The 1215-nt window shown below is 66.8% G+C and carries 1 protein-coding gene; it reads left to right on the top strand.

Features of this window, described 5'->3' with window-relative positions:
- Positions 1 to 445: 445 nt before the first annotated feature.
- Positions 446 to 910: a hypothetical protein gene (locus ABZ070_RS37455; protein ID WP_356640684.1), complete on the top strand. Its 465-nt coding sequence runs from the start codon at positions 446 to 448 to the stop codon at positions 908 to 910.
- The last annotated feature ends 305 nt before the right edge of the window (positions 911 to 1215 follow it).

Here is a 1215-nt window from a genome sequence, read left to right as displayed (position 1 = left end):
CCACACACCACCCGAAACCAAACAACCGTCACGACAAGAACCGTTGCAGTACTAGCTAGGAGAGCCGCCGGTTGCGCTGGACGATTTCGCAGGCCGAGTGGCTGGCTCTGCACGATGCGGCCAGAAGGGACATTCGGGCTCTGGAGCGGCGGCTGGCCGCAGGTGCGTCTGCTGGACGAGCGGATGTGATCCCGTTCAGGTCGGCTGGGAAAGCGCGGCCAACCTGCTCTGGGCGGTGCACGCCACCATCTGCCGCGTTCTGCGTAGGCATGGCCTGCTGCGGTGGGGCTGATGTTCCGGGACATGCGGGCGGACGTTGCCCTCGCGCGCCCCAGTGGTGGGTCCCCCGGTGCGGTCGTAGCGTCGATACAGGAGCAGCCGTTCTGGGGGGTGCGTTGGGCGGTAGGGCGCGCGGGACGGTGCGAAGTGGCTCGGGGAGAGACGGTTGGGATCAGACATGCAGAGACGAAAGCTGAGCACCGCGGCCGTGGTCTTTGCCACGATGTCGCTCGCAGCAGGCGTTGTACCGGCAACGGCCTCGGCGTCCCCCTCCGTGGCGGCACAGCCCGCTGACCAGGTCGTGGTCGTGGACTGCTCCATGAAGGCGCAGGTGCGCCCAAGCGAGTACTTGATCGCCTGCGGGGACGGCAACAGCAGGCTGACCGAACTCAAGTGGTCGTCGTGGGGGCCGATGTCCGCTGTGGGCGTCGGGCTGAACGTGGTCAATGACTGCAAGCCATACTGCGCCGCGGGTAAGTTCCACTCGTACCCCGTGAACGTCAGATTCGAGCGCCCGGAGCGGTGGGAGAAAAATCCCGATCAGCAGCGGTACGGGCAGCTCCACCTCAGCTTCCCCGGCAGCAGGCCAGAGCACCTGCCGCCTGAGGTGACGTACAAGTTGTTGGGCTGACGTACGACAAGGTGCGTTTCTGACGGGCCCGTTCTGCCGCCAGCGGCTGAGCGACGACGCTCATCTGTGGGCATCGACGCTTCGAGGGTCGTCGAAGTCTGCTATGCGGGCGGCTACTCCACTTTCGCACGGGCTCTGCGGCGGCATCAGCTCGTCCGCACTGCGAACCGTGCCAGGCATCGAGTGGAGACGTCGCAATCACCGCGCAGCCGCCGGGCGAGGAGATTCAGTTCGACCGCTACCGGCCACCGCGCACGCTGCCCCCGGGCCGCTCCTCGGCCTTCGTCCACGGCGGACCGCAGGAC

It is taken from the genome of Streptomyces sp. NPDC006283, from assembly GCF_040613325.1.
Classification (GTDB): Bacteria; Actinomycetota; Actinomycetes; order Streptomycetales; family Streptomycetaceae; genus Streptomyces.
This window is presented reverse-complemented; position numbering and strand designations above follow the sequence as displayed.